Origin of the sequence: Flavobacterium anhuiense, from assembly GCF_001705175.1 — a bacterium.
Lineage (GTDB): Bacteria > Bacteroidota > Bacteroidia > Flavobacteriales > Flavobacteriaceae > Flavobacterium > Flavobacterium anhuiense.
Genome location: NZ_CP016907.1, coordinates 1,165,035 through 1,188,264, shown reverse-complemented (window position 1 = coordinate 1,188,264; position 23,230 = coordinate 1,165,035). Strand labels below are relative to the sequence as shown.

Below are 23,230 nucleotides of genomic sequence, written 5' to 3'. Positions count from 1 at the left end.
TATGGATTCAGACAAAATCATATCGGAATTAAACTTTAAAGCCGTTCGAAGCAGTGGTTCTGGCGGACAAAACGTGAATAAAGTTTCGTCTAAGGTTGTTCTGAATTTTGATCTGAATGCTTCTCAAGCCTTGTCTGATGAAGAAAAATTATTGTTGCAACAAAACATTTCAGCAAGATTGACTTCTGAAAATATCTTAATTTTAAATTGCGACGAAGACCGAAGTCAGCTTAAAAACAAAGAAATTGTTACGAAACGATTTCTGGAAATTATCAAAAAAGGATTGTATGTTCCTAAAGTCAGGAAAGCAACAAAAGTCCCGAAAGCAGTAATTAAGAAAAGAATCAAAGACAAAAAGAATCTTTCTGATTTAAAGCAATCAAGAAGAAAACCAAATATAGATTAAATCTTAATTTTAAAATTCCAAATTCCAAAAAAGACCCTTCAAGGCAGCTTTTGGAATTTGGAATTTGATTTTTGTAATTTTTAACATTACATTTGTACTGTCTCAAAGGGGTGCTCTAAATAACGAGCTGAGATCATACCCAAAGAACCTGAGCGAGTAATGTTGCTAAGGGAAAAACGACACTATCGAGCGTGCACACTTTATTTTGTCGGGAAACACATTTATTAATTTAACAAAGAATAATTCCCCCTTTTATTCGTAATTCTTTACGAATGAAAACTATTTTTTTAGGTACTGAGGTACTAAGTTTCAAAGGTTCTAAGGTTCGAAAAATGAGCAGAACCAAGTCTATTTTATTTCTTTCATCTATCTTCTTTTCTCTTTTCTCTTTTGCACAACAGCAAGATTCTACAAAAGTGAATCAGCTTGATGATGTTTTAGTTTCTGCGGTTCGTGTTACTTCAAAAACTCCAGTTAGTTTTAGTAATATGGACAAAAAGGAAATTAAATATAGAAATTTAGGTCAGGACATTCCAGTTCTGATGAACTATCTCCCTTCAGTTGTAACTACTTCAGACGCTGGTAATGGTGTTGGTTATACAGGGATCAGAGTGCGTGGAAGCGACGCTACACGTGTAAACGTAACCATAAACGGAATTCCGTACAATGATGCAGAAAGTCAGGGAACTTTTTGGGTAAATATGCCCGATTTTGCTTCTTCTGTAGAAAGTCTGCAATTGCAGCGTGGTGTGGGAACATCAACAAACGGTGCGGGAGCATTTGGTGCTAGTTTAAATTTATTAACAGACAGTTATGCCAATAAAGCTACTGGCGAAATCTCAAGTTCTGCTGGATCTTTTAATACATTTAAAAATACAGTAAAGTTTAGTACTGGTTTATTGAATGATCATTTTGAAATCGCGGGACGTTTGTCTACCATAAAATCTCATGGATTTATTGATCGAGCAAGTTCAGATTTAAAATCATATTTCTTGCAAGGGACTTACGTTGGGAAAACAACTTTAATTAAAGCATTGGTTTTTGGAGGAACTGAAAAAACGTATCAATCTTGGAACGGAATTGATGGCGAGACTTTAAACACGAATCGTACTTTTAATTCTGCAGGAATGTACACAGATGAAGCGGGAAATGTACGTTTCTATGATAATGAGACGGATAATTACAACCAAGATCATTATCAATTACACTGGAGTGAATCCATTTCTGATAAATGGAGTACAAACCTTGCGCTTCATTATACTAAAGGAAAAGGATACTACGAAAACTATAAAGAAGATTCTGATATGGCCGAGTATGGCTTAAATTCTGTTGGGACAGTTACAGAAACTGATTTAATTCGTCAGAAATGGTTAGATAATGATTTCTACGGAACTACTTTTTCTGCTAAATATGTGACTGAAAAAATAAATGTTATTTTAGGCGGAGGCTGGAATAAATATGAAGGCGATCATTTCGGAAAAGTAATCTGGGCAAGATATGCTTCTCAATCAGAATTAGGAGATCATTATTACGATGATTATTCAACAAAAACAGATGGTAATATTTTCGCTAAAGCAAATTATCAATTCACAGAAAAGTTAAGTTTCTATGGAGATTTGCAATATAGAAGAGTTCGTTACAAAGCCAATAGCGCTGAGACTGGTTTGGTAGATGATACTTTCAATTTCTTCAATCCAAAAGCTGGTTTGAATTATGCTTTCAACGAAAAGAATACTTTATATTTCTCTTACGCGAGAGCAAATCGTGAACCAAATAGAACAGACTACGAAGGTGGAAATGTAAAACCAGAAAAACTGAATGATTTTGAATTGGGTTGGAGATTTAATTCAGAGAAATTCCAATTGAATTCTAATGTGTATTACATGGGATACAAAGACCAGTTGATTTTAACTGGAAGATTAGACGATGTTGGAAATCCGATTCGTGCGAATACTGAAAAAAGTTACCGCTTAGGGTTTGAATTTGATGCTACAATTGCACTTTCTGAGAAATTTACTTTAAGACCTAACTTTACTTTAAGCAGCAACAAAAATGTTGATTTAGCTGTTGATGGTGAATATTATGGAACAACGAAAATTGCCTATTCTCCAGAAGTAATTGCAGGAAACGTAATCGTGTATAAGCCTATAGAAAGATTATATCTATCATTGTTACAAAAATATGTTGGTGAGCAATACATGAACAATATTGAACTTCCAGCAGCAAAATTAGCAGATTACTTTGTAAACGATTTTAATGCGTCTTACGAAATTAAACCAAAGACCATTTTTCAATCTATAACGATTACAGCTTTAGTAAATAATATTTTTGATAAAAAATATGTTTCAAATGGAGCCATGTGGGATATTTATCCGTACTATTATCCGCAAGCAGGAACAAATTTCTTAATTGGTTTGAATTTGAAATTCTAATCAAGGAAGACACAAAAAAGCCTGAAAACTATTTTCAGGCTTTTCTGTTTTTAATTATAAACATGAACAACTGTTCCAGAAGATTCGACGCGATATTGTTTCATTGGATATTCTTTTCCGCCAAGTCCTGTAAATAAGTTGTATTGAGTCTTATCGCAAGAGCAAACAGCGTAAATTCCATCGATTGTCATTGCTGTACAAGAAGTTAAGGCCTGATTTGGGCATGCAGCATCAAAAGCCGTATAAGTTCCTTCACCGGTTTTCATGATAATAATTCCTTTTGCACCATAATTGGCAACATAAACAGGGTTGCTCGGATAGAGTAGTTTGTTGTAAGTCGGAAGATTTGTGTCGAGATAAGCATTTATCGAATAGTTCGGGATGTACGGATTATTATTACTTCGATTATTGTCACTGCAAGCAAATAAAACTGCGGTAAATGCGATAAAGAACCAGATTTTTTTCATTATTTGAATAAGAATTAGTTAAAACAAAAATAATTTATTTAGATTTGAAATCTATATATGATTAACATATAATTATGTACTATTAAAAATTATAGTATATTTGTGGTAAGAAAATCCCGTCGCGATGGGATTTTTTGTATTTATATAAACGATGAAGTTATGAGTAAAGTATCTTATTATACAGCAGAAGGATTAAAAAAATTAAAAGATGAATTGGAGCATTTAAAGAGTGTAATGCGTCCAAAGGCATCTCAAGATATTGCAGATGCAAGAGATAAAGGAGATTTGTCTGAAAATGCAGAATATGATGCAGCAAAGGAAGCGCAAGGTTTATTAGAAATGAGAATTGCTAAACTTGAAGAAGTATATGCAAATGCAAGATTAATAGACGAATCTCAATTAGACGTTTCTAAAGTTTTGGTTTTATCGAATGTAAAAATCAAAAATCAAAGTAACGGAATGGAAATGAAATATACGCTTGTTGCTGAAAGTGAAGCAGATCTAAAAACAGGAAAAATCTCTGTAACATCTCCTATTGGTAAAGGATTGCTAGGAAAATCTGTTGGAGAAGTAGCAGAAATTACAGTTCCAAACGGAGTTTTGAAATTTGAAATTCTTGAAATAACGAGAGACTAAGTCATTGCGAGGAACGAAGCAATCACACTATTAAGATTTTTAAAAGTTTAACTATTTAATCGGTTAAACGAATAAACAGTTAAACGATTAACCCAAAAAACCATGGCATCAATATTCACTAAAATAGTAAACGGAGAAATTCCTGCATATAAAATTGCTGAAGATGAAAACTATTTAGCATTTTTAGATGTAAATCCAAACGCAAAAGGACATACACTTTGTATTCCGAAACAAGAAATCGATAAGATTTTTGATATGGATGAAGAACTGTATTTAGGTTTAATGAAGTTTTCTAAAAAAGTCGCTGCGGCTTTAGAAAAAACAGTTCCATGCAAAAGAATCGGAATTGCCGTTGTTGGATTGGAAGTTCCTCATGCACACGTACATTTGATTCCGTTAAACCATATGGATGAAATGCGTTTTATTGATAAAGTTTCATTTTCAAAAGAAGAGTTTGAAGCTTTAGCAAAAGATATTCAATCAAATTTGTAAAGACTTCGACTTCGCTCAGTCTAACAAAACAAATAATTAAAAGTGCAGTAAATTGATTACTGCACTTTTTTATTTAAAGCAATCTGAAAAGTAGTTCCTTTTCCAATTTCAGAGTGTAAAACTTTAATTTTTCCGTTGTGATAGTCTTCTACAATTCTTTTCGTTAAAGAAAGTCCAAGTCCCCAACCGCGTTTTTTTGTGGTAAAACCAGTTTCAAAAATGGTTTTAAATTGCTTTTTAGGAATTCCAGTTCCAGAATCTTTAATATTAATTTTTACCTGATGTGCATCTTGCTCGATTTGAAGATCTAGAGTTCCTTTTCCTTTCATGGCATCAATAGCATTTTTAACCAAGTTTTCGATTGTCCAGCTATGCAAAGTTGGGTTTGTCATAACCAGAATAGGTTCTTTTGGAGCTTCAAATGAAAATGCAACCTGTTTAGAAAAACGAGATTGTAAATATTCATAAGCTATTTTAGTTTCCTCTACAATGTCATGAAGTTCCAAAACTGGTACCGAACCAATTTTAGAAAAACGATCTGTAATAGTTTGTAGGCGTTCAATATCTTTTTCAATTTCGGTGCTAATCGACGAATCAATATTTTCGGTTTTTAATATTTCTACCCAGCCAATTAGTGAAGATAGAGGAGTTCCAATCTGATGTGCTGTCTCTTTTGCCATTCCTGCCCAAAGTTTGTTTTGGGTCGCCATTTTAGTGCTTTTGTAAAAATTATAAATTAAAGCGATGCATAAGAATATAATAAGTAGAAGAGCAATCGGATAATATTTCAGTTTGTTTAATAATGAAGAATTCCCATAATACAATGTCTGATATTTTCCTGGAGCATATTCAAAAGTGATAGGTTCATTTTCGTTTTTCAGCTTATTTAAAAAAGCAGTTCTTTTTTTCTTGTCGTTAAGAATTTCGTCTGGGACATTCACTGCGCTTACTACTTTATCATACAGCATTATTATACCCGGAATCGAAGTATTATTGTTGAAAATCTGAAGAGGAAGTTCGACATCGGTATTTTCATCAGCGTTCACTATTGTAATTTGCGCCTTCACAAAAAGGTTCATTTTCAAACGCTCTTCATTTTTAAATATTTGGAAGAAAGTATAGGTGTTCCAAAGAATTAAAGAAATGATTATAAAACATACCGAAATAATAATCCAGCGGGTTGTATTTGTTCTTTCAGAAAAAGACATATCAGTTTTTTTGAGGTATAAATATAACGAAATATACACATTTTATATTTTGCCGATACGGAAAGTTTTTTCGCTTTTATCTGTAAAACTATTTCTTCGAATTAAACCATTTCAATACTTTTGTAGCTACTAAAATGAGATTCTGCCTAAATTTTAAAGTATGATCAGTATTAACCCAAAAGAGATTCCAACGGCCAAATTGCAAGGCTATCTCCAGAGTTCAATCGGACCGAGACCTATTGCTTTTGCAAGCACAATTAGCGAAAATGGTATTCCTAATTTATCTCCATTTAGTTTCTTTAATGTGTTTAGTGCTAATCCGCCTATTTTGGTTTTTTCGCCTTCAAGACGTGTTCGCGATAATACAATTAAACACACTTTGATTAATGCCGAAGCAACTCGCGAAGTGGTAATAAATGTTGTTAATTATGATATAGTACAGCAAACTTCATTGGCAAGTACAGAATATGCAGATGGTGTAAACGAATTTATCAAAGCGGGATTAACTCAAATTCCTTCAGATTTGGTGAAACCATATCGCGTAAAAGAGTCACCTGTTCAATTTGAATGCAAGATTACGCAGATTATTCCGTTAGGAATAGAAGGAGGAGCAGGAAATTTGATTTTATGCGAAGTGGTTAAAATTCATATTGACGAATCTATTTTGGATGAAAATGGAGCGATTGATCAGCATAAAATTGATTTAGTTTCGAGGTTGGGAAATAACTGGTATTCAAGATCAAACCAAGGACTTTTTGAAGTAGCGAAACCCTTGACAACATTGGGAGTTGGAGTAGATGCGATACCAAATTTTGTAAAAGAAAGCCCTGTTTTTGACGGGAATGATTTAGGTAAATTAGGCAACATTGAATCCTTGCCTACAAAAGAAGAAGTTAGTATATTTGTGAAAGAAAATTTCGCAGTCAAAGGAGTTTTAAGCTCAGACGACCAGAAAAAAGTACATTTAGAAGCCAAAAAATACCTAGATAATGGCGATGTAGAATCGGCTTGGAAAGTGCTTTTAGCTAAAAAATAAAAGAAATAGAAACAATAATTAATATAGACGAAGATGGAAGTTACAGGAAAAGTAAAAGTGGTTAACCCAGAGCAGCAAGTTAGTGCCTCATTCAAAAAAAGAGAGTTAGTTGTTACTACTGAGGAACAATATCCACAGCATATTTTAATCGAATTTACACAAGATAAATGCGATTTATTGAGTAGCTATAAACAAGGAGATGCGGTAAAAGTTTCTATCAATTTAAGAGGAAGAGAATGGGTTAATCCGCAAGGAGAAACTAGATATTTCAATAGTATTCAAGGTTGGAGAATCGAAAGAATGGGCGCTGATGCTCCTACACAAGCACCGCCAATGCCAACAGCAGAAACTTTTGCTCCAGCAACAAACTTAAACGAAGACGAACCAGACGATTTGCCATTCTAAAAGTTTAAAATTCAATTTACTAAATTCCAAATTCCAATTCATTCTCGTGAATTTGGAATTTGGAATTTTATTTTTGATTTCTTTTGTTTAAGAAACCAAAACTTGCATATAGTTTGGAATTTGGAATTTCAGTATTGGAATTTAAAAATTGATTATTTTTAAAAATGTACTATTTATTCAACGATTTATATTTTCCACCAGTTACAGAAGCTGATGAAGAGGGAATTTTAGCGATAGGAGGAGATCTAAGTCCAGAGCGTTTACTATTGGCTTACAAAAGCGGTATTTTTCCGTGGTTTAATGAAGGAGAACCAATTCTTTGGTGGGCACCAGATCCGCGAATGGTGTTGTTTTTTGACGAATTGGCGATATCCAAAAGCATGCGGAAGATTCTGAATAAGAAGATGTTTAAAGTCACTTATAATAAAAATTTCAAAGAAGTAATTTTAAACTGCCAGCAGATAAAACGAGAAGGACAGGATGGAACTTGGATTTCGGATGAAATGATTGAAGCCTATTGCAAATTGAATGAAGAAGGAGTGGCAAAATCTGTTGAGGTTTGGCAGGATGATGTTTTGGTTGGTGGTCTCTATGGAATTGATTTAGGAAAAGGAAATATATTTTGCGGAGAAAGTATGTTTTCTAAAGTTTCAAATGCCTCGAAAACGGCTTTTATTGCTTTAGCTTTATATTTGAAGAAAGAAAATTACAAGTTATTGGATTGTCAGGTTTATAATCCGCATTTGGAAAGTTTAGGATGCCGCGAAATTGATCGTGATGCGTTTATGTCCATTTTAAAAAGCAAATAGAAAATGAGTGCAGTTTACATAGTAAAAGAAATTTATATTTATCCGGTAAAAAGTTTGGCAGGAATCAGTTTGGAGTCTGCAAAAGCTGAAGAAATGGGATTTGAAAACGATCGCCGTTGGATGCTGATTGACGCAGAAAACCAAATGCTGACACAGAGAGAACATCGAATTATGAGCCAGTTTTATCCGAAGATTTCAGATAAAAAAATTACCATTACTTTTAAGAACCAAAAGCATGAATTTTCTGTTGACGAACATTTAGAAAATGCAATTGAGGTAAATGTTTGGGATGACAAAAGCGAAGTTGTTGAGGTAAATCTTGAAACTTCAAAATGGTTTAGCCAGCATTTAGGTTTTGAATGTAAATTGGTCAAAATACTTAAAAATGGGGCGCGCAAACATGAAAGTTCCAGATTAAAAGAAACATTCAATGTGAGTTTGGCAGATGGTTACCCGTATTTATTAATCGGAACCAAAAGCTTAGATTTTTTGAATGACAAATTGGATGAAAAAATTACCATAAAAAGATTTCGCCCAAACCTAGTAGTAAGCACTGAAAATCCTCATGAAGAAGATGATTTTACCACTTTTACAATTGGAGAAGTTCAGTTTAAAAATATTAAACCCTGCGGAAGATGCGTTATGGTGAACAATGATCCAGAAAATGGGCGTTTAAAAAAAGAACCTCTAAAAACGTTGAGCAAATACAGAAATGTTGATAATTCGGTTTTATTCGGAACTAATATTGTGAGTTTGAATTCGGGAATTATTTCTGTTGGTGATGAAGTTGTTTTTTAGAAATTCAGCTTTGTAAAGTTCCAGTTTAAGGTATTAAAAATTACCAATTCATTTTTCAAGGTTGGCAATTCTAAAATTAATTTTAAAGTTTCGTGCGCCATCATATTCCCGATAATTCCGGGCAATGTTCCTAAAACGCCATTCAAATTACAATTCGGGACATCTTTCGGGTCTGGCATTTCAGGAAATAAATCACGGAGATTTTTACTTCCGTTATGATTGAAAACAGCAATCTGACCTTCAAATTTTAAAATGCTTCCGTAAACCAATGGCTTTTTTAGCTGAACGCAAGTATCATTTACTAAATAACGGGTCGAAAAATTATCAGAACCATCCACAACAATATCATACTGTTGAATGATTTCTGAAGCATTCTCAGCAGTTAATTTTTCATTGATTGCAACAGCTTCAATCAACGGATTTAGTTTTGAAACGACTTCTTTTGCTACGATAGATTTATGCTGTCCGATCTCATTTTCAGTATATAAAATCTGTCGGTGAAGATTGTGAATTTCAATCGTATCAAAATCCATTATTCCGATAAAACCAACTCCAGCGGTTGCAATATATTGTAAAATCGGGCAGCCTAAACCACCGGCGCCAATTACTAAAACTCTAGCTTTTTTTAATTTTTCTTGGCCTTCGTCTCCAATTTCAGGAAGAATGGTTTGTCTGTTGTAACGAAGGAATTCTTTTATGATGCTCATTTTTTTTAATTGTGAATTGTGAATTGTAAAATGTTAAGTCTTCAAACTTGAAACTTGAAACTTGAAACATTTCAACTATAAGCTTTGTCCCAATCTTTCCAAACAGGTTCGTAGCCTGCATTTTTTATGATTTTTGAAATTTCTTCTGCTGAGCGTTCATCGCTGATTTCAAATTGCTCTAAAGATTGCGGATCAACAACATAACCGCCAGGATTTGTCTTAGAACCAGCGCTCATGCTCGTCACGCCAATCGGAATGATATTGTTTCTGAATTTTTCATTTTCCCGAGTTGAAATCGAAATTTCCAAATCTTCATTCCACAATCTGTATGCGCAGATTAATTGCGTCAAATCTTTATCATCCATAATAAAATTCGGTTCAATAATGCCTTCCGCTGGACGCAGACGAGGAAAAGAAACAGAATATTTCGTTTGCCAATATTTCTTCTGCAAATAATCTAAATGCAAAGCATTGAAAAAACTGTCTGTTCGCCAGTCTTCCAAACCTAATAAAACGCCTAAGCCAATTTTATGAATTCCAGCAGTTCCAATGCGGTCAGGAGTTTCCAATCGATAATCAAAATTTGATTTCTTGCCTTTTGTATGATACTTTTTGTAAACTTCCTGATGATACGTTTCCTGATAAACCAAAACCGAATAAACTCCAGCCTCATGCAAACGCTGATAATCTTCTGTAGAAAGTGGCTGAACTTCAACAGAAATAATCGAAAAATCCTCTTTGATTAAGTTAATTGCTTTCAGAAAATAATTGATGTTTACGGTATAATTTGCTTCTCCTGTAACCAATAAAACATGATCAAAACCAGTTTTTTTTAAGGCTTCGACTTCCAGTTTTATTTCAGCGTCAGAAAGTGTTTTTCTTTTGATTTTATTGTCTAAACTAAATCCGCAATATGTGCAGATATTTTGGCATTCGTTGCTGAGATATAGTGGAGCGTACATTTGGATGGTTTTTCCGAAACGTTTCTTGGTAATTTCGTGGCATTTTTGAGCCATTTGTTCTAAATAATTTTGTGCAACAGGCGAAATCAGAATCAAAAAATCATCAAGATTGTATTTGGTTTTAGCCAAAGTTCGTTCGACATCTTTTGATGTGGTTTTGTATATTCTGGATTGGATTTCATCCCAGTTATATTGCTCGAAAATAGATTTGAAAGTATTCATGTTAGTTTAGTTTTACTGCAAAAGTTTTTTAACGCAAAGCGCGCTAAGAATACGCAAAGATCACCAAGCTTTAAGTTATTGTCTTTGACAAAAAGTTCGCAAAGCTTAGCGAACTTTGCGGGAAAACTCTGCGAACTTTGCGTTAGAAAAAAATTACTCATAAAGAAAAGAAGTCAAAGGACTAGAAGCCGAAGCATAATTTTGCTGATGAGCAACTTTAGCTTCAAAAGCTTTTCTTCCAGCAATAACAGCTTCTTTAAAAGCTTCGGCCATTAATTTCGGATTTCCAGCAACAGCAATAGCTGTATTCACCAATACAGCATCAGCGCCAATTTCCATTGCTTTGGCAGCATCAGAAGGAGCTCCAATTCCAGCATCGACAATAACGGGAACCGTACTTTGTTCGATTATGATTTCAAGGAAATCAATCGTTTTTAAGCCTTTGTTACTTCCAATTGGCGATCCTAAAGGCATTACGGCAGAAGTTCCAGCACTTTCTAAATGTTTGCACAAAACAGGGTCAGCGTGAATATACGGAAGCACAATAAATCCCAATTTTGCCAATTCTTCTGTGGCTTTTAAAGTTTCAATCGGATCTGGCATTAAATATTTCGGATCGGGATGAATTTCTAGTTTTACCCAGTTTGTTTCTAGAGCTTCTCGAGCCAATTGTGCCGCAAAAACAGCTTCCTTGGCATTTCTTGCACCCGAAGTATTAGGCAGTAAATTAATGTTTGGATGTTTTAAATGCGATAAGATAACATCAGTATCTGTTTCGAGATCAATGCGTTTTAGTGCAACGGTAACCAATTCGCTTTCTGAAGCTAAAATGGCGCTTTCCATTTCTTCATTTGAACCAAATTTTCCCGTGCCGAGAAACAAACGAGATTTGAAGCTTTTGTCTCCTATATTAAACAATGATGTTTGCATACAATTTTTCTTTTAGTTGTTGAATTAATTTTTCCTTTTCATCACATTCAGTAATGATTCCAGAAACGGCAATTCCGAAAATTCCGGTTTCCATTAACGGACTTACATCACGTAATGTGATGCCACCAATGGCATAAACAGGAATGCTTATTTTATTTTTTTTCAGTTTTTGTAGAATATCATAATAACCTGATAAGCCTAAAATTGGACTCAGTTTTTCTTTTGTGGCAGTAAAGCGAAAAGGACCTAATCCGATATAATTACATCCATTTTTGACGTGATTTTGAATGTCTTCAAAAGTATTAGCCGTTCCTCCGATTACTTTTGAAGGGCCCAGAAAAATTCTAGCTTCGTCGATTTTAGTATCAGTTAAACCTAGATGAATGCCGTCAGCGTCTATTTCTTTAGTGAGTTGCAAATTGTCGTTTACAATAAAATTGGCTGTATATTTTTCGCATAAAGGTTTTACCGCTTCCGCTAAAGTAAAAGCGTCCTTTTGTGTCTGGTTTTTAAAGCGCATTTGCACCCAATTGCACCCTGCGTCCAGCGCTTGATGAATATTGTACAATTGTTTTTCGATAGTTTCGCCCTGCGAGATATATTGAAGTTTGCTATACATAATGATATCCGATTAAAGTTGACGTTGAACTCAGGTAATTTTCGATATAGATTTTAGCATTTTTGCAGGCAGTTTCCATATTTTGATTTAGTGCTAAATTTGAAGCGATTGCAGAAGAAAGCACACAGCCAGAGCCATGTTTTTCCGAACAATTTTTTTCTGTTGGGAATAATTCAATAATCTTATTTTTTATAAACAATTGGTCTTTTCCAACTTCATTTAAATTATGTCCTCCTTTAAGCAGAATAGCAGTCGAAATTTCATTCTCAATCCAAAGATGGTCTTTTATAAAGCCAGGAATCAATTGTTCAATTTCTATATAATTGGGCGTAATCAAATCGATTTTGGATAGTACTTGATTTAAGTTTGAATGATCTTCAATAGTAAGAAAATTAAATGCTGTGGTTGATTTTAAAACTGGATCCCAAACAATTTTTGTGCTTGGTGAAACTAGTTTTATACAGGAAAGAATCCGATTTAAATAAGACAAAGAAGGTATAATTCCGATTTTTACGGCGCTGATTTTATAGCTTTTAAATAAAATTTCAATAGATCGTATCACAAAATTGATATTGACCCATTCAATCTTGTGAAATTCATTTTCTGTCTGAATTGTGTTAGCTGTCGCAATGGCAAAACCAGTAACTTTATGCTGTTCAAATGTTTTGATATCAGCCAAAATCCCAGCACCGCCAGACGGATCTAAACCTGCGATTGTGAGTACGAAAGGGCGATTTTCTGACATAATTTAAATTGTTTTACAGGATTTTCATTGTTCCAAATACTTCCCAAAAGAGCGATATCGTCAAAACCATTTTCAAGTGTTTTTTGAATGTTTTCAGCATCAATTCCGCCCAAAGCAATCACTTTTGTTTTACTGTTGGTTTTTGATTTTAAAGCTTCGAAGAGATCAATTTCTGGATAATAATTTTCTTTAGAAATACTTTTAAAAACAGGACTTAAGAATGCATATTCAAAATCATTTTCTAACGAGTTAAAATCTTCAATCGAATGTGTTGACGTTGATTTAGACCTACAAATTTTTGAAAACCTTGCAGGATCAATAGAATTACTTTTTCTCTCTTTTTTAGAAAAATGAAATCGGTTAATGCCAAAATCTTCTGCTAAATGATGATGATTGTGCAAAACCATTTTATTTCGAAATTCTAGTTTTATCTGATGAATAAATTGAGCCATTTCTACTTCTGAAAAATCAGGTTTCCGAATATGAAGCAAAGACAACCCTTCTTCTAATAAAGAATTCAGCATTTCAATTTCATCTTCAACAAAAAAAGGATTAGAAATTACAATCATATCTTTTTTCTATATTCTTTCCTCTATTTTCTAAAACTCTAAATATAAATCTCTTTACCTTGCTCAATAAATTCCTCTGATTTCTCCTGCATTCCTTTTTCTGCGGCAGCGACATCTCTAATTTCTTGTGATATTTTCATTGAACAGAATTTTGGTCCGCACATCGAGCAGAAATGCGCCACTTTTGCACCATCGGCAGGAAGTGTTTCATCATGAAATTCTCTTGCTGTATCTGGATCTAAAGCCAGATTAAACTGATCTTCCCAACGGAATTCAAAACGCGCTTTACTCAAAGCATTATCACGATATTGCGCTCCTGGATGACCTTTTGCCAAGTCGGCAGCATGAGCCGAAATTTTATACGTGATTACGCCGTCTTTTACGTCTTTTTTGTTTGGCAAGCCAAGATGTTCTTTTGGCGTTACATAGCACAACATCGCACAGCCATACCAGCCAATCATTGCGGCGCCAATCGCAGAAGTAATGTGGTCGTAGCCTGGTGCAATATCTGTGGTTAAGGGACCTAAAGTGTAAAATGGCGCTTCATGACAATGTTCTAATTGTTTGTCCATGTTTTCTTTAATCATGTGCATTGGGACGTGTCCTGGGCCTTCAATGAAAACCTGAACATCATGTTTCCATGCAATTTTAGTCAATTCGCCTAAAGTTTCCAATTCGGCAAACTGTGCAGCATCATTCGCATCTGCAATCGAACCTGGGCGCAAACCATCTCCAAGAGAAAAAGCAACATCGTATTGTTTCATGATTTCACAGATTTCTTCGAAATGTGTGTACAAGAAGTTTTCTTTATGATGAAACAAACACCATTTTGCCATAATCGATCCGCCTCGTGAAACGATTCCTGTAACACGGTTTGCAGTTAAATGAATGTAACGAAGCAAAACCCCAGCATGAATTGTAAAATAGGAAACACCTTGTTCTGCTTGTTCAATTAACGTATCGCGGAAAATTTCCCAAGTTAAATCTTCTGCAATTCCTTTTACTTTTTCTAAAGCCTGATAAATCGGAACAGTCCCAATTGGAACAGGAGAATTACGGATAATCCATTCTCTGGTCTCGTGAATGTTTTTTCCTGTAGATAAATCCATAATCGTATCAGCTCCCCAGCGGCAAGCCCAAACGGCTTTTTCAACTTCTTCTTCAATACTCGAAGTCACGGCACTGTTTCCAATATTGGCATTGATTTTCACTAAGAAATTACGTCCCACAATCATTGGTTCGCTTTCTGGATGGTTGATGTTATTTGGAATAATAGCTCGTCCAGCAGCAACTTCAGAGCGCACAAATTCAGGAGTGATTTTGTTTTTTGGAGTATTAGCGCCAAAGCTATTTCCATTATGCTGGCATTGCATCGCTTTGGTTTGTTCGTTTAAAAGTTCAATACGCTGATTTTCACGAATAGCAATATATTCCATTTCTGGAGTAATAATGCCTTGCTTTGCGTAATGCAATTGTGTTACATTTGCGCCTTTTTTAGCGCGTTTTGGCTGATGCAGATACTCAAAACGAAGATGATTCAGGCTTTCATCTTTCAGTCGACTTTGGCCATAATCTGAAGTAATTTCGTCTAAAATCTCAACATCATTTCGATCTAAAATCCATTGTTCTCTTATACGAGGAAGCCCTTTTCTAACATCAATTTCAACGTTTGGATCTGTGTATGGTCCAGAAGTATCATAAACCGTTACGGGAGGATTTTTTTCTACTCCGCCATTTGAAAGTTTGGTATCGCTCAAGGCAATTTCGCGCATGGCTACTTTTATAGGATGGATTTCACCATCGATATAAACTTTTTTGGAATTCGGAAATGGGGTTCTGGATATTTGTTCTTCTGTAGTCATAGTATTTTTTGTTTCAAGTTTCATGTTTAATCTGATTGGGGTATTTCACGTTGTTAATCGTAGAGGTGCGCTGCAGTGCATCAACACCCAGTATATAATTGGAATTTTTATTTTTTGATTTAGAATTTAAATCTTAACCACCTTGTGTTGCAGAAATAATCAGAATTTCGTCAGTTTCCTGTACGAGGAATTCGTTCCATTTGAGTTTTGGAACAACGGTATTGTTGACAGCAACGGCGATTCCGTTTTGTTTATTCGGAATTTCGAGATCGAGCAATGATTGAACGCTTAGCGATTCAGCATTGAATTTTTTGGTTTGTTGATTGATTTTTAGTTCCATTCCTTTTAAGTTTAGTGTATAGATACACGTTAGGAATGGCTGCAATAACGCACAGAAATGCGTTCAAGAAGTCATCTTACTTTTCCCTACGCTAGTATGAACTAGATCAGGTTCAGAGGGTAAAATCTCAGCCTGCGTGATGCAGACACCCCTAAAGTGTGAAGCAAATATATGTAATTTTTTTTAAGTTTTTAGTCTCGGTCTCAGTTTGCAGTCCTTAAAATATAGTTTCAAGTTTTGAAATACTCAAAATTAGCACTGAAAACTGTGGCTGCGACTGATAACTATTTATTTCTCGTCCAACAATCTTCTACATGATCATTGACCATTCCAGTGGCTTGCATATGAGCGTAAATGACTGTTGAACCTACAAATTTAAAGCCGCGTTTTTTTAAATCTTTGCTTATGGCATCAGAAATTGGAGTTGTGGCTGGAACATCTTTTAGAGTTTTTGGTTTATTATCGATTGGTTTTCCATTAGTAAATTTCCAAATGTACTCAGAGAAGGTCCCAAATTCTTCTTGAATTTTCATAAAAGCCTGAGCGTTTGAAACGGCAGAGTTTATTTTAAGTTTATTGCGAATAATTCCTGTATTCTGCATTAATTCTTCGACTTTATCTTCAGAATAATTGGCGATTTTTTTATAATCAAAATTGTCAAAAGCAGTTTTGAAGTTTTCTCTTTTATTTAAAATAGTAATCCAGCTTAAACCTGCTTGAAAAGTTTCTAGAATTAAAAACTCAAAAATAGTTGGGTCGTCATAAACAGGGGTTCCCCATTCTTCGTCATGATATTTTTTATATAAATCGCTAGCAGAACACCAGCCACATCTTATTGGTTCCATTTTTTTATTCTAAATTATCTTCCAATCTGCCAGCTATATCCTTTTACACTAGGAATATAAGCTGAACGTCCAACTATAACTAAATTATTGTAAACTTTTTTGTTGTATTTAATGCCAATCGCATTTCCAGAAGTATACATTTTATTGGCTTTAAAGACTACTTTCATTTTGCCGTCTTCCAGTTCTGCATCAGAGACTCTTTCGACAAACCAAGTAGACTGCCATTTTACAGCCAATTCATTTTCTGCTGTTTTAGTTACACTTTTTACTAATTTGAGAGCTTCTTCCGGAATTTCAAAGTTCTCAGTTAACTGCTTTTGGGTCATGGTCTGGCCCATTTTACATTTATCTAATATTTTGCGAATATTGACAAAATTTAATAGCTTCTCGTTAACTTCCTTTTTTATAGGAGTTGGTGGAGTGGCTATGTTATTTGTGGTTTGCGAACTTAATGGTTTAAATTCTATTGGGTTTTTGATTGCAAAAGGATCTTTTTGTACAACAGTCTTTTTTGAGTCAAACTCTTTTGGCGCCGTAATGCTTTTTGAAGAAATTTTAGGATTTACTTTTACAGAAGCAGGTGTCAACTTATTGACAGATTGAATGACTTTTTTAGGCTGTTTTTTTTCGTCATTGCCACAGCTGAAAAAGAGATAGGTAACAGAGAATAAAATATAAAAGTAATTTTTTTTCATGACCTAAATATTTTTTTATCCTTTATGTGTAGGATCTTCGTCCAAATATTTTTTAATTAGATGGTGTCCTAAATATATCGCTGGAGTCAATAAAATAGCTATTGCTAATTTAAAAGTATATCCTATTAATCCTGAAGATACAAAGGTGTCAAAATCAATTTTTCCAGGCAACCAAAAAGCAATTCCTAAAACAATAAATGAATCAAATAATTGCGAAATAACAGTAGAACCGGTTGCTCTCAGCCATATTTTCTTCTCGCCAGTTCTGTTTTTAAAAAACCAAAATATCCAAACATCAATAAGCTGCGAAGCCATGAAGGCTATTAAACTCCCAACTATAATCCACATACTTTGCCCAAATACTGCTTGAAACTGATCATCATTTACTGGACTAATTCCTTTTGCAGCGGGAATAGTAATGGCCATAAAAAGGATCAAAAATGCATAAGCAATCAGACATGCGGTTATGAAAGAAAGTTTTTTTACACCCTTTTCACCGAAATATTCATTAATTAAATCGGTGGTTAGAAATACAATTGGCCATGGCAAAATTCCTATACTCATCACAAAAGGTCCAATTTGGATTAATTTACCTCCAATTAACTCAGCCACAACGGCATTGGTTATAAATATTCCTGCTAAAATTACAAAAACAATTTCTTTTCTGGTTCTAAACATTTGATTTTTGGTATTGATGTTTCAAAAATAAACTATTTCTTTAAATCTTTGAAACTATAATTTTTTAGCATATGAAGTTTGCTCTTGATTAGTTAATTTTGAGATTCTGTTGCATTTTTTGCCAGTCAAATTTTGCATAAAATTAATTAATGCATTTGTTATGAAAACACCTATAGAATTAGATAATCCATTGTTAAAAGATTGGTCTGGACCTTATGGAGGCGTTCCAGATTTTACAGCCTACAAAGTTTCAGATTTTAAGCTCGCAATAGAATTTGCTATTAAGGAAAAATTAGAAGAAATTGATGCAATTGCCAATAATCCAGAAGAGGCGACCTTTAAAAATACGATTGAAGCATTGGAACTTTCTGGCGAAAAATTGGATAGAATTCACGCAGTTTATGGTATTTACAGATCCAATTTAAGTACTCCAGAATTTAATGCGATTGATACCGAAATGTCTCCAAAATTGGCAGAGATTAATGATAAACTGTTTCAGAATGAAAAACTGTTCTCTAGAATTGAAAGCTTATACAAATCAGATGAAAAGCAAAATTTAACCAAGGAACAGCAGCGTGTGCTTTGGTTGTATTATACTGATTTTGTTAGGGAAGGAGCAGAGCTAAATGAAGAGAATAAAGAGAAAGTGGCTAAGATCAATCAGGAATTGGCAACACTTTTTACAGCTTTCAGTCAAAAGTTGTTGGCAGAAGAAAACAATCAGTATATAGAATTAAAAACAGAAGATGATTTTGAGGGTTTACCTGAAGAATTTAAAAATGCTGCTATTGCAGAGGCAAAAGAGCGAAATCTGACTGCTTTAGGCTGTATTGGAAACACTAGATCTTCAATTGAACCTTTTCTGACTTTCTCAAACAGAAGAAATTTAAGAGAAAAAGCTTTTGATATTTTCGTTAAACGAGGCGATAATAAGAATGAAAATGATACAAACAAAACACTTGTGTCGATTCTAAAATTAAGGGCTGAAAAGGCAAAGATTTTAGGTTTTAAAAACTTTGCAGAATGGAGTTTATCAAATAAAATGGCTAAAGATCCACAGAAAACGCTCGATTTGATGCGTTCTGTATGGAAACCAGCTGTAGAAAAAGTAAAAAATGATGTTTCAGCCATGCAAAAAATGGTTGATGAAGAAGGCGGAAATTTTAAAATTCAGCCTTGGGACTATCGTTTTTATGCAGAAAAAGTGCGTAAAGCAAAATACGATTTAGATCAAAATGAAATTAAACAGTATTTACAGCTTGAAAACTTGCGCGAAGGAATGTTCTGGACAGCTGGTGAATTGTTTAACTTAGGTTTTAAGCAATTATTTGATGTCCCGGTTTATCATCCTGATGTTCGAGTTTGGGAGGTGAATAATAAAAATACAGGAGAAGCGATAGGACTTTGGTATTTTGATCCTTATGCGCGTACAGGAAAACGTTCAGGGGCATGGATGAATTCGCATAGGGATCAGCAGAAGATAAAAGGGAATGTACTTCCTATTGTGTCGAATAATTGCAATTTTATAAAAGGAAATAGCGAAGAACCTGTTTTGATTTCGTGGGATGATGCAACGACATTATTTCATGAATTTGGCCATGCGCTTCATGGTTTGTGCTCAAATGTTACTTATCCAAGTCTTTCAGGGACTTCTGTTGCCAGAGATTATGTGGAATTTCCATCTCAGCTGTTAGAGCATTGGCTAGCAACGCCTGAGGTTTTAAATAAGTTTGCACTTCATTACAAAACAAATGAACCATTGTCTCAGTCATTGGTGGAAAGAATAGGGAAGGCGGCTAATTTTAATGAAGGATTTGCCACGGTAGAAACGATTTCAAGTTCGTTTGTCGATATGGAATTGCATTTAACGACAGAAACGATTGATCCGCATGCATTTGAAAAGAAAGTTTTAGACGAGATTAATATGCCGTCAGAAATTGTAATGAGACATAGAATTCCGCAGTTTGCTCACATATTCTCAAGCGACGGATATGCGGCTGGCTATTATAGCTATTTATGGGCAGATGTCATTAATGCAGATGCTTATGAGGCTTTTCTGGAAGCAGATGGGCCGTTTGATAAAAGTGTTTCTGAACGTCTTTATAAAACAGTTTTAAGTGTCGGAAATACTATTGATAACGAAGAAATGTATGAGAATTTCAGGGGACATGCCCCAAAATCTGATGCATTAATGCGAGCAAGAAATTTTCCAGTTGAGAATTAGCTTTATATGAAAATAAAAAAGCCCGAATAAATAAAATATTCGGGCTTTTTATATTGAAAATAATATATTAACCTAAAGTAACTCTTTTGAAACCTGTAATTTCAACATTGAATCCTTTAACATAATCACCAACTTTTTTACTATCATCTTTGATGAAGTTTTGATCTAAAAGAGCTTTCTCTTGATCTAAAGTAGTGTTGTCAGAAATGAAACGTTGAACTTTTCCTGGAAGAATTTTGTCCCAGATTTGCTCTGGTTTTCCTTCAGCTTTTAATTCAGCTTTAGCATCTTCTTCAGCTTGTTTAATAACTTCAGGAGTTAACTGAGAAAAAGAAATGTATTTAGGAACATTTTTCAAAGTTTTTCCTAAACGTTTTGCTTCTTCATTGTCTTTTTCGATTACAGCAATACGAGCAGCTAGTTCAGATTCAACGAAAGCAGGATCAAAATCTTTGTAAGATAAAGTATCAGCTCCCATAGAAGCAACTTGCATAGAGATGTCTTTTGTTAAAGTTTCAGCGTTTGCAACTGGAGCAGAAATTGCAGTTAAAGCAGCAATTTTGTTAACGTGAACATAAGATCCAACGTAAGCACCTTCTAAAATTTCAAAACCACCGATTTCGATTTTCTCACCGATAACTCCAGTTTGCTCGATTAATTTCTCAGCAACTGTAATTCCGTTGAAATCAGAAGCTAATAACTCTTCTTTTGTAGAGAAGTTGATAGCTCTTTCTACTAAATCTTTAGCTAAAGCAACGAAAGCTTCGTTTTTACCTACGAAGTCAGTTTCACAGTTTAAAGTGATGATAGCTCCTTTAGTGTTGTCAGCATTGATAAAAGAAACAGCAGCTCCTTCAGCAGACTCACGGTCAGAACGGTTAGCAGCAACTTTTTGTCCTTTTTCTCTAAGGATTTGTATCGCTTTATCGAAATCTCCTTCAGCTTCAACTAAAGCTTTTTTACAGTCCATCATTCCGGCACCTGTAGATTGTCTTAATTTATTTACGTCTGCAGCAGTAATTGTTGACATAATATTTTGAATTTTTAATGTTAAAAGTAAAAAATTCCAGCTTTTAAATCCCAAACTCCAATTTTATTAAATTATCAACATAACGTTTTTAATTTTGTATTTGGAATTTGGAATTTAAAATTTGGAATTTAAAATTTGATTTATTCTTCAGTTTCAGTTGCAGGAGCAGCTTCAGCCTCAACAGCAGGAGCTTCTTCAGCAGCTTCAACTTCTTTTTCAGCACCTCTGTCAGAAAGACCTTCGATTACTGCAGTAGTTACTAAAGATAAAATTTTGTCAATTGATTTAGAAGCGTCATCATTTGCAGGAATCACGTAATCAACCTCTCTTGGGTCAGAATTCGTATCAACCATTGCGAAAACTGGAATGTTTAATTTTTGAGCTTCTTTTATTGCGATGTGTTCAGCTTTGATATCTACTACGAACAATGCTGCAGGTAGTCTAGACATATCAGCAATTGAACCTAAGTTTTTCTCTAATTTAGCACGTAGACGATCAACTTGTAAACGCTCTTTTTTAGATAAAGTGTTGAAAGTACCATCTTTCTTCATTTTATCGATAGAAGACATTTTTTTAACTGCCTTTCTGATAGTTACGAAGTTAGTCAACATACCACCTGGCCATCTTTCAGTGATGTAAGGCATGTTTGCAGCTTTTGCTTTATCAGCAACGATGTCTTTTGCTTGTTTTTTGGTAGCTACGAATAAGATTTTTCTACCTGATGCAGCGATTTTTTTCAAAGCTTCGTTAGCTTCTTCAATTTTAGCTGCAGTTTTATATAGATTGATAATGTGAATACCATTACGCTCCATATAAATGTAAGGAGCCATGTTTGGATCCCATTTTCTAGTCATGTGTCCGAAGTGAACACCTGCTTCTAGTAATTCTTTTACTTCTATTTTGTTTGCCATTTTTGTACTAGTTTACGTTCTGTTGATTAGCAATGTGTGAATGGCGATTTCTCTGGCTTCATACATTTAGATGCTAAACTATATCCTACCTCAATAGGAGAGCAACAATAACTGTGTTTTTTAATTTCAATAAATAATTGATAATGTCTTGTTCCATCTGAACAAGACAGGTAATATTAACGTTTAGAGAATTGGAATCTCTTACGAGCTTTCTTCTGACCGAATTTCTTACGTTCAACCATTCTTGGGTCTCTTGTTAATAAACCTTCTGGTTTAAGGATAGCTCTGTTTTCAGCGTTAACTTCACACATTACACGTGCTAATGCCATTCTTACAGCTTCTGCCTGACCAGTTGTACCACCTCCGTAAACGTTTACTTTTACGTCAAAGTTACTAGCGTTTTCAGTCATAGAAAGCGGTTGTAAAACTTTGTATTGTAAAGTTGCAGTTGGAAAGTAAGTTGCGAATTCTTTTTTGTTTACAGTGATGTTTCCAGTTCCTTCAGAAACGTATACACGTGCAACAGCGGTTTTTCTTCTACCGATTTTGTGAATAACTCCCATTACTTAAGATCATTTAGGTTAACAGTTCTAGGTTTTTGAGCTCCGTGTTTGTGCTCAGATCCTACAACAACATTTAGATTTCTAAAAAGTTCAGCACCTAATTTGTTTTTAGGCAACATACCTTTTACAGCTTTTTCTACTAATGCAGCTGGATTTTTAGCTTGCAATACTTTAGCAGTTAAAGTTCTTTGTCCTCCTGGGTAACCTGTATGACGCATGTAAATTTTGTCATTCATTTTTGTACCTGTAAGGTTAATTTTTTCTGAGTTGATAACAATTACGTTATCTCCACAGTCAACGTGCGGTGTGTAACTTGGCTTGTACTTACCTCTTAAGATCATTGCAACTTTAGAAGCAAGACGTCCTAAGTTATGACCTTCAGCGTCAACAACAATCCACTCTTTAGTTACAGTGGCTTTGCTTGCTGAAACTGTTTTGTAGCTTAATGCGTCCATAATATTATTTTAATTAAACATTCCATCCCCAATAAAGGGGATGCAAAAGTACAATTAATTATTTTAAAACCAAATACCTGAAAAGAATATTTTATCTGCTGAAAATCAGGACTTCAGTTTTTTAATTAAAACATTCAAAAAAGTATTTGAATTATTTGATGGAGAAAGCTTTTGAAATTGTATG

General features: G+C 34.3%; 26 protein-coding genes and 1 riboswitch. Of the genes, 9 read left to right on the top strand and 17 right to left on the bottom strand.

Annotation, left to right across the window (positions count from 1 at the left end; all coding sequences use genetic code 11):
- Window position 1: 1 nt before the first annotated feature.
- Together arfB and BB050_RS05030 are read left to right on the top strand one after the other, a co-directional pair.
- Window positions 2-406 carry an alternative ribosome rescue aminoacyl-tRNA hydrolase ArfB gene (gene arfB, locus BB050_RS05035; protein WP_066032824.1) on the top strand — a complete coding sequence of 135 codons (405 nt, stop codon included), beginning with the start codon at window positions 2-4 and terminating at the stop codon, window positions 404-406.
- 272 nt (window positions 407-678) lie between these two features.
- Window positions 679-2,838 (top strand): TonB-dependent receptor, encoded by a 2,160-nt coding sequence (locus tag BB050_RS05030; RefSeq protein ID WP_066032823.1) that lies wholly within the window; start codon window positions 679-681, stop codon window positions 2,836-2,838.
- A 50-nt stretch (window positions 2,839-2,888) separates the two neighbouring features.
- Here the strand turns inward: BB050_RS05030 and BB050_RS05025 are convergent, their stop codons facing one another.
- On the bottom strand, window positions 2,889-3,305 hold the full coding sequence (locus BB050_RS05025) for a Rieske (2Fe-2S) protein (RefSeq protein WP_066032822.1): 417 nt from the start codon (window positions 3,303-3,305) through the stop codon (window positions 2,889-2,891).
- A 159-nt stretch (window positions 3,306-3,464) separates the two neighbouring features.
- On the opposite strand from BB050_RS05025, the gene greA reads away from it, so the two are divergent.
- Both greA and BB050_RS05015 read left to right on the top strand, forming a co-directional pair.
- Window positions 3,465-3,941: a transcription elongation factor GreA gene (greA, locus tag BB050_RS05020; RefSeq protein WP_008466743.1), complete on the top strand. Its 477-nt coding sequence runs from the start codon at window positions 3,465-3,467 to the stop codon at window positions 3,939-3,941.
- A 102-nt stretch (window positions 3,942-4,043) separates the two neighbouring features.
- Entirely contained in the window at window positions 4,044-4,433 is a 390-nt protein-coding gene (locus tag BB050_RS05015) for an HIT family protein (protein WP_008466745.1), read from the top strand.
- A 56-nt stretch (window positions 4,434-4,489) separates the two neighbouring features.
- Here BB050_RS05015 and BB050_RS05010 read toward each other — a convergent pair whose 3' ends face one another.
- A complete protein-coding gene (locus tag BB050_RS05010) occupies window positions 4,490-5,641 on the bottom strand; it encodes a sensor histidine kinase (RefSeq protein WP_008466747.1) in 1,152 nt (383 codons plus the stop codon).
- A gap of 160 nt (window positions 5,642-5,801) precedes the next feature.
- Here BB050_RS05010 and BB050_RS05005 point away from each other — a divergent pair, with 160 nt between their 5' ends.
- The 4 genes from BB050_RS05005 (at window position 5,802) to BB050_RS04990 (ending at window position 8,689) form a co-directional block, all read left to right on the top strand.
- On the top strand, window positions 5,802-6,677 hold the full coding sequence (locus BB050_RS05005) for a flavin reductase family protein (protein ID WP_066032821.1): 876 nt from the start codon (window positions 5,802-5,804) through the stop codon (window positions 6,675-6,677).
- 33 nt (window positions 6,678-6,710) lie between these two features.
- Window positions 6,711-7,082, top strand: coding sequence for a DUF3127 domain-containing protein (locus BB050_RS05000; protein ID WP_008466752.1), 372 nt, complete (start codon window positions 6,711-6,713; stop codon window positions 7,080-7,082).
- 164 nt (window positions 7,083-7,246) lie between these two features.
- Window positions 7,247-7,891, top strand: a complete 645-nt coding sequence (aat, locus tag BB050_RS04995; RefSeq protein ID WP_066032820.1) for a leucyl/phenylalanyl-tRNA--protein transferase — start codon at window positions 7,247-7,249, stop codon at window positions 7,889-7,891.
- A gap of 3 nt (window positions 7,892-7,894) precedes the next feature.
- Complete coding sequence (locus tag BB050_RS04990; protein WP_066032819.1) at window positions 7,895-8,689, top strand: MOSC domain-containing protein; 795 nt, start codon at window positions 7,895-7,897, stop codon at window positions 8,687-8,689.
- On the opposite strand, the gene BB050_RS04985 is transcribed toward BB050_RS04990, so the two are convergent.
- The 11 genes from BB050_RS04985 to BB050_RS04935 all read right to left on the bottom strand — a co-directional run bounded on the left by BB050_RS04985 (window position 8,686) and on the right by BB050_RS04935 (window position 17,863).
- On the bottom strand, window positions 8,686-9,396 hold the full coding sequence (locus tag BB050_RS04985) for a HesA/MoeB/ThiF family protein (protein WP_066032818.1): 711 nt from the start codon (window positions 9,394-9,396) through the stop codon (window positions 8,686-8,688). The two genes, BB050_RS04990 and BB050_RS04985, sit on opposite strands and share 4 nt — an antisense overlap.
- A gap of 71 nt (window positions 9,397-9,467) precedes the next feature.
- Entirely contained in the window at window positions 9,468-10,580 is a 1,113-nt protein-coding gene (gene thiH, locus BB050_RS04980; RefSeq protein WP_066032817.1) for a 2-iminoacetate synthase ThiH, read from the bottom strand.
- A 153-nt stretch (window positions 10,581-10,733) separates the two neighbouring features.
- Complete coding sequence (locus BB050_RS04975) at window positions 10,734-11,510, bottom strand: thiazole synthase (RefSeq protein ID WP_066032816.1); 777 nt, start codon at window positions 11,508-11,510, stop codon at window positions 10,734-10,736.
- Window positions 11,491-12,129, bottom strand: a complete 639-nt coding sequence (locus BB050_RS04970) for a thiamine phosphate synthase (RefSeq protein ID WP_066032815.1) — start codon at window positions 12,127-12,129, stop codon at window positions 11,491-11,493. Before BB050_RS04970 ends, BB050_RS04975 begins: the two co-directional genes overlap by 20 nt.
- Entirely contained in the window at window positions 12,122-12,874 is a 753-nt protein-coding gene (locus BB050_RS04965) for a hydroxymethylpyrimidine/phosphomethylpyrimidine kinase (protein WP_066032814.1), read from the bottom strand. The genes BB050_RS04970 and BB050_RS04965 overlap by 8 nt, the downstream gene beginning before the upstream one ends.
- Window positions 12,832-13,443, bottom strand: coding sequence for a thiamine phosphate synthase (locus BB050_RS04960; RefSeq protein WP_008466772.1), 612 nt, complete (start codon window positions 13,441-13,443; stop codon window positions 12,832-12,834). The genes BB050_RS04965 and BB050_RS04960 overlap by 43 nt, the downstream gene beginning before the upstream one ends.
- Window positions 13,444-13,481: 38 nt before the next feature.
- Window positions 13,482-15,305: a phosphomethylpyrimidine synthase ThiC gene (gene thiC, locus BB050_RS04955; protein WP_066035100.1), complete on the bottom strand. Its 1,824-nt coding sequence runs from the start codon at window positions 15,303-15,305 to the stop codon at window positions 13,482-13,484.
- Window positions 15,306-15,438: 133 nt separating this feature from the next.
- Window positions 15,439-15,645, bottom strand: coding sequence for a sulfur carrier protein ThiS (gene thiS, locus BB050_RS04950; protein WP_008466777.1), 207 nt, complete (start codon window positions 15,643-15,645; stop codon window positions 15,439-15,441).
- Between the two features lie 66 nt (window positions 15,646-15,711).
- Window positions 15,712-15,808, bottom strand: a riboswitch (TPP riboswitch).
- Between the two features lie 121 nt (window positions 15,809-15,929).
- Entirely contained in the window at window positions 15,930-16,490 is a 561-nt protein-coding gene (locus BB050_RS04945; protein WP_066032813.1) for a DNA-3-methyladenine glycosylase I, read from the bottom strand.
- Window positions 16,491-16,504: 14 nt separating this feature from the next.
- Window positions 16,505-17,185, bottom strand: coding sequence for a hypothetical protein (locus BB050_RS04940; protein ID WP_066032812.1), 681 nt, complete (start codon window positions 17,183-17,185; stop codon window positions 16,505-16,507).
- Between the two features lie 15 nt (window positions 17,186-17,200).
- A complete protein-coding gene (locus BB050_RS04935; protein ID WP_066032811.1) occupies window positions 17,201-17,863 on the bottom strand; it encodes a queuosine precursor transporter in 663 nt (220 codons plus the stop codon).
- A 160-nt stretch (window positions 17,864-18,023) separates the two neighbouring features.
- On the opposite strand from BB050_RS04935, the gene BB050_RS04930 reads away from it, so the two are divergent.
- A complete protein-coding gene (locus tag BB050_RS04930) occupies window positions 18,024-20,087 on the top strand; it encodes a M3 family metallopeptidase (RefSeq protein WP_066032810.1) in 2,064 nt (687 codons plus the stop codon).
- Between the two features lie 67 nt (window positions 20,088-20,154).
- Here the strand turns inward: BB050_RS04930 and tsf are convergent, their stop codons facing one another.
- The 4 genes from tsf to rplM all read right to left on the bottom strand — a co-directional run bounded on the left by tsf (window position 20,155) and on the right by rplM (window position 23,046).
- A complete protein-coding gene (gene tsf / locus BB050_RS04925) occupies window positions 20,155-21,117 on the bottom strand; it encodes a translation elongation factor Ts (protein ID WP_008466788.1) in 963 nt (320 codons plus the stop codon).
- A gap of 140 nt (window positions 21,118-21,257) precedes the next feature.
- The gene (gene rpsB, locus BB050_RS04920) at window positions 21,258-22,028 is read right to left on the bottom strand and encodes a 30S ribosomal protein S2 (protein ID WP_008466790.1); all 771 of its coding nucleotides are present in this window, start codon (window positions 22,026-22,028) and stop codon (window positions 21,258-21,260) included.
- 176 nt (window positions 22,029-22,204) lie between these two features.
- Window positions 22,205-22,591, bottom strand: coding sequence for a 30S ribosomal protein S9 (rpsI, locus tag BB050_RS04915; protein ID WP_008466792.1), 387 nt, complete (start codon window positions 22,589-22,591; stop codon window positions 22,205-22,207).
- Window positions 22,591-23,046, bottom strand: a complete 456-nt coding sequence (rplM, locus tag BB050_RS04910; protein WP_008466793.1) for a 50S ribosomal protein L13 — start codon at window positions 23,044-23,046, stop codon at window positions 22,591-22,593. Before rplM ends, rpsI begins: the two co-directional genes overlap by 1 nt.
- Between the last annotated feature and the right edge of the window lie 184 nt (window positions 23,047-23,230).

Bases quoted from the DNA above. Each gene is read 5' to 3' on its own strand.
- arfB (WP_066032824.1), top strand. From the start codon at position 2: ATGGATTCAGACAAAATCATATCGGAATTAAACTTTAAAGCCGTTCGA.
- BB050_RS05030 (WP_066032823.1), top strand. From the start codon at position 679: ATGAAAACTATTTTTTTAGGTACTGAGGTACTAAGTTTCAAAGGTTCT.
- BB050_RS05025 (WP_066032822.1), bottom strand. From the start codon at position 3,305: ATGAAAAAAATCTGGTTCTTTATCGCATTTACCGCAGTTTTATTTGCT.
- greA (WP_008466743.1), top strand. From the start codon at position 3,465: ATGAGTAAAGTATCTTATTATACAGCAGAAGGATTAAAAAAATTAAAA.
- BB050_RS05015 (WP_008466745.1), top strand. From the start codon at position 4,044: ATGGCATCAATATTCACTAAAATAGTAAACGGAGAAATTCCTGCATAT.
- BB050_RS05010 (WP_008466747.1), bottom strand. From the start codon at position 5,641: ATGTCTTTTTCTGAAAGAACAAATACAACCCGCTGGATTATTATTTCG.
- BB050_RS05005 (WP_066032821.1), top strand. From the start codon at position 5,802: ATGATCAGTATTAACCCAAAAGAGATTCCAACGGCCAAATTGCAAGGC.
- BB050_RS05000 (WP_008466752.1), top strand. From the start codon at position 6,711: ATGGAAGTTACAGGAAAAGTAAAAGTGGTTAACCCAGAGCAGCAAGTT.
- aat (WP_066032820.1), top strand. From the start codon at position 7,247: ATGTACTATTTATTCAACGATTTATATTTTCCACCAGTTACAGAAGCT.
- BB050_RS04990 (WP_066032819.1), top strand. From the start codon at position 7,895: ATGAGTGCAGTTTACATAGTAAAAGAAATTTATATTTATCCGGTAAAA.
- BB050_RS04985 (WP_066032818.1), bottom strand. From the start codon at position 9,396: ATGAGCATCATAAAAGAATTCCTTCGTTACAACAGACAAACCATTCTT.
- thiH (WP_066032817.1), bottom strand. From the start codon at position 10,580: ATGAATACTTTCAAATCTATTTTCGAGCAATATAACTGGGATGAAATC.
- BB050_RS04975 (WP_066032816.1), bottom strand. From the start codon at position 11,510: ATGCAAACATCATTGTTTAATATAGGAGACAAAAGCTTCAAATCTCGT.
- BB050_RS04970 (WP_066032815.1), bottom strand. From the start codon at position 12,129: ATGTATAGCAAACTTCAATATATCTCGCAGGGCGAAACTATCGAAAAA.
- BB050_RS04965 (WP_066032814.1), bottom strand. From the start codon at position 12,874: ATGTCAGAAAATCGCCCTTTCGTACTCACAATCGCAGGTTTAGATCCG.
- BB050_RS04960 (WP_008466772.1), bottom strand. From the start codon at position 13,443: ATGATTGTAATTTCTAATCCTTTTTTTGTTGAAGATGAAATTGAAATG.
- thiC (WP_066035100.1), bottom strand. From the start codon at position 15,305: ATGACTACAGAAGAACAAATATCCAGAACCCCATTTCCGAATTCCAAA.
- thiS (WP_008466777.1), bottom strand. From the start codon at position 15,645: ATGGAACTAAAAATCAATCAACAAACCAAAAAATTCAATGCTGAATCG.
- BB050_RS04945 (WP_066032813.1), bottom strand. From the start codon at position 16,490: ATGGAACCAATAAGATGTGGCTGGTGTTCTGCTAGCGATTTATATAAA.
- BB050_RS04940 (WP_066032812.1), bottom strand. From the start codon at position 17,185: ATGAAAAAAAATTACTTTTATATTTTATTCTCTGTTACCTATCTCTTT.
- BB050_RS04935 (WP_066032811.1), bottom strand. From the start codon at position 17,863: ATGTTTAGAACCAGAAAAGAAATTGTTTTTGTAATTTTAGCAGGAATA.
- BB050_RS04930 (WP_066032810.1), top strand. From the start codon at position 18,024: ATGAAAACACCTATAGAATTAGATAATCCATTGTTAAAAGATTGGTCT.
- tsf (WP_008466788.1), bottom strand. From the start codon at position 21,117: ATGTCAACAATTACTGCTGCAGACGTAAATAAATTAAGACAATCTACA.
- rpsB (WP_008466790.1), bottom strand. From the start codon at position 22,028: ATGGCAAACAAAATAGAAGTAAAAGAATTACTAGAAGCAGGTGTTCAC.
- rpsI (WP_008466792.1), bottom strand. From the start codon at position 22,591: ATGGGAGTTATTCACAAAATCGGTAGAAGAAAAACCGCTGTTGCACGT.
- rplM (WP_008466793.1), bottom strand. From the start codon at position 23,046: ATGGACGCATTAAGCTACAAAACAGTTTCAGCAAGCAAAGCCACTGTA.